This is a genomic window from Micromonospora sp. ALFpr18c, assembly GCF_008868155.1.
Classification (GTDB): Bacteria; Actinomycetota; Actinomycetes; order Mycobacteriales; family Micromonosporaceae; genus Micromonospora.
Genome location: NZ_WBKR01000322.1, coordinates 1 through 3,807 on the forward strand (window position 1 = coordinate 1; position 3,807 = coordinate 3,807).

The following is a 3,807-nucleotide window of genomic DNA, read 5'->3' on the forward strand; positions in this document are numbered from 1 at the left end:
TCCCCGGCCGCATCCCCCAGCGCCAGCGCCTCGCCGAGCGTGACGGCCAGCCCGTCGGCCAGCCGGTCGGCGCAGGCCGCCTCCCGGGCCAAGGCCCGCACCGCGTCGCCGAAGCCGAGCCCGACCGCGAAGAAGACCACCGCGGCGGCGAAGGTGCTCGACAGCGGCTCGTGCGGTGCCTCGTTCTACTCCGACGGGCAGCTCACCGCGAACGGTGAGTCGTTCAACCCGGACGCACTGACCGCCGCGCACAAGACGCTGCCCTTCAACACCAAGGTCCGGGTGACCAACCCGGCCAACGGCAAGTCGGTCGTGGTACGGATCAACGACCGTGGCCCGTTCATCGACGGGCGCTGTCTGGACCTCTCCCGGGCCGCGTTCGCCAGCATCGCGTCGGTCGACGTCGGCGCGCTCACCGTGCGCTACGAGGTGCTCGGCTGAGCGGTCCGGTTCCCGCCGATCCGGCCGGACACCCGAGCCGGCCGGTCAGAACCTTCTCGGACGACGGGCCAGGTTCATTCACCCGCTCACGCGGATCAGGCATGCTGTCCCTCGTACCCACGCGACTCCTCCAGTCGGGCCGCCGCCCACTGAGCCCCGGATCCCGCGCCGGCCTCGGCGCGGCCGTTGCGCTGCTCCTGATCGTCTCGGCGGTCGAGGCGGCGGACGGCCGTCCCGCGCACTACATCGCCCTGCTGGCGGCCGCACCGGTCCTGGCCGCCGCCCTGGCGTCCTGGCAGGTGGTGCTGGGGGTGGGTGTCGCGGCGACGGTGATCGGGGCCGGCTTCGCCGTCATCGAGCCGAAGATGGCGCTGGTCACCTCGGTCAACGTTGTCGGGGTCGCGTTGGCCACCGGCCTGGCCGTGGCGGTGGCGGCGGTACGACAGCGGCAGGCCGAGCACATCGCCGAGCTGTCGAAGCTCGCCTCGGTGGCCCAGCAGGCGGTGCTGCGTCCGCTCGGCCCGCAGGTCGGCACGCTCTCGGTCGCCGGGCGCTATATCTCCTCCACGGCGACCGCCGAGATCGGCGGCGACCTGTACGAGGCGATCGACACGCCCTACGGGGTGCGCATGATCATCGGCGACGTACGCGGCAAGGGCCTGGACGCGGTCCGGCTGGCCAGCATCGTCCTCGGCTCGTACCGGCACGTGGCCTACGAGCGGGCGGACCTGCGCGCGGTCGTCGCCGACCTGGATCGTGCGGTGGCCCGCAACGTCGGCGACGAGGACTTCGTGACGGCGGCACTGGTCGAGGAGCGGGGCGGCACGCTCACCATCGTCAACTGCGGGCACCCGCCACCGCTGCTCCTGCGTCGAGGTGCGGTGATTCCACTGGAGCCGCCGGCGCCGGCGCCCCCGCTCGGGTTCATGCCGGTGGTCCGCCCCCGGGTGGAGCGCCTGGAGCCCGGTGACCGGCTGCTGCTGTTCACCGACGGCCTCGGTGAGGCCCGGCGGGACGGCGAGTTCTTCCCCACTGCCGACCGGGCCTGGCGGCTGCTCGGGCACGGCACGGTCGCCGACGGGTTGGCTTCGCTGGAGACCGCCCTGGTGGAGTGGGTGCACGGTCGCCTCGACGACGACATCGCGCTGGTCCTCATGGAGTACGTGGGCGCCCGTACCGGGGCCGCCGCGGCCGTACCGAGCTGGGAGGTCGGCGCGGCCGAGAACTGACCGGCGTTTGTCACAAGCGTGTGTGTAATCGCCGTCACTTGGGTGATCCGCTTGTCGCTGCCTACCCGCGAGTAATACAGTCGGGGTTACTGATCGGTAACACCTGTCCGGAAGCGGGGCCAGTGAGCATGACCCACTACAAGAGCAACCTCCGGGATCTCGAGTTCAACCTGTTCGAGGTCTTCGGGGCGGACCGGGCGTTCGGCCAGGAGCCGTACTCGGATCTCGACACCGACACCGCCCGGAGCTTCCTCGCCGAGGTCGACCGCCTCGCCCGCGAGGATCTGGCCGCCAGCTACACGGACAGCGACCGCAACCCACCGGTCTTCGACCCGGCCACGCACACCGCGCCGCTGCCGGAGTCGTTCAAGAAGTCCTACCAGGCATTCATGGACTCCGAGTTCTGGCGCCTGGATCTGCCGCCCGCGCTGGGTGGCACCAACGCGCCGCGCGCCCTCTGGTGGGCGCTCGCCGAGCTGGTGCTCGGCTCGAACGCCCCGGTCTGGATGTACGCCTCCGGCCCGTCCTTCGCGCACGTGCTGCACGTCGAGGGCACCGAACGGCAGAAGGCGTGGGCGAAGCTCTTCATCGACAAGCAGTGGGGCTCGACCATGGTGCTCACCGAGCCGGACGCCGGCTCGGACGTCGGCGCCGGCCGCACCCGGGCCGTCCAGCAGCCGGACGGCACCTGGCACGTCGAGGGCGTCAAGCGCTTCATCACCTCGGGTGAGCACGACCTGAGCGACAACATCGTGCACTTCGTGCTGGCCCGCCCGGTGGGCGTGGAGGGTGTCGGCGGTCCGGGCACCAAGGGGCTGTCGTTGTTCGTGGTGCCGAAGTTCCACTTCGACGAGACCACCGGCGAGTTGGGCGAGCGCAACGGCGTCTACGCCACGAACGTCGAGCACAAGATGGGCCTGAAGGTCTCCAACACCTGCGAGGTGACCTTCGGCGAGCACGGCGTACCGGCCAAGGGTTGGCTGCTGGGCGACAAGCACGACGGCATCCGGCAGATGTTCATGATCATCGAGTACGCCCGGATGATGGTCGGCACGAAGGCCATCGCCACCCTCTCCACCGGCTACCTCAACGCCCTGGAGTACGCGAAGAACCGGGTGCAGGGCGCCGACCTCATCCAGCAGGCGGACAAGACCGCCCCGCGGGTCACCATCACCCACCACCCGGACGTGCGCCGCTCGCTGCTGCTGCAGAAGTCGTACGCCGAGGGTCTGCGCGCCCTGGTCCTCTACACCGCCACCTGGCAGGACAAGGTCGCCATCGCCGAGGCGGCCGGCGACGAGAAGGCCACCACGCTGGCGAAGCGGGTCAACGACCTGCTGCTGCCGCTGGTCAAGGGCGTCGGTTCGGAGCGGGCGTACGAGCTGCTCGGGCACGAGGCCCTGCAGACCTTCGGTGGTTCCGGCTTCCTCCAGGACTACCCCCTGGAGCAGTACGTCCGGGACGCCAAGATCGACACTCTGTACGAGGGCACCACGGCCATCCAGAGCCTGGACCTGATCTTCCGCAAGATCGTCCGGGACAACGGCAAGGCGCTGATGGCGGTCGCCGGCGAGATCCAGGAGTTCATCTCCTCCGAGGCGGGCAACGGCCAGCTCAAGGAGGAGCGGCAGGCGCTCGGCAAGGCGCTCGCCGAGATCCAGACCATCCTCGGCGTGCTGACCGGGTGGCTGGGCGAGGCGCAGGGCGGCGACACCCGCGCGCTCTACAAGGTCGGGCTGAGCAGCCGACGTTTCCTGCTGGCCATCGGTGACCTGGTGGTCGGCTGGCTGCTCCAGAAGCAGGCCGACGTGGCGCTGAAGGCCCTCGCGGGCGACGTCTCCGCCAGCGACAAGGCGTTCTACACCGGCAAGGTGGCCGCCGCGCGCTTCTTCGCCCGCGAGGTGCTGCCGCGCATCGGTGCCGACCGGCGGATCATCGAGGGTGCCGACCTCGACATCATGGACCTCCCGGAGGAGGCCTTCTGACCGTGCCACGGCACGCCTGACGGTCCCGGGTCGCACCACCCGGCAGCCACGGCCGGCGAGGGCATCCGCCCCGCCGGCCGTCGCCGTATCCGCGACCCGGGTCCGCGCCGGCGGGTCGGTCCGTCGCCCCGGCAGCGATCCGGCCCGGCCCG

3 protein-coding genes are annotated in these 3,807 nt (G+C 70.9%); all 3 read left to right on the top strand.

Going from position 1 to position 3,807, the window contains the following annotated elements; translation table 11 throughout:
* A partial coding sequence (locus F8271_RS30410; RefSeq protein ID WP_151493234.1) for a septal ring lytic transglycosylase RlpA family protein occupies nt 1–441 on the top strand: 441 nt, incomplete at its 5' end.
* A gap of 101 nt (nt 442–542) precedes the next feature.
* The gene (locus F8271_RS30415) at nt 543–1,670 is read left to right on the top strand and encodes a PP2C family protein-serine/threonine phosphatase (protein WP_151493235.1); all 1,128 of its coding nucleotides are present in this window, start codon (nt 543–545) and stop codon (nt 1,668–1,670) included.
* Between the two features lie 128 nt (nt 1,671–1,798).
* Nucleotides 1,799–3,655: an acyl-CoA dehydrogenase gene (locus F8271_RS30420; RefSeq protein WP_151493236.1), complete on the top strand. Its 1,857-nt coding sequence runs from the start codon at nt 1,799–1,801 to the stop codon at nt 3,653–3,655.
* Nucleotides 3,656–3,807: the final 152 nt, after the last annotated feature.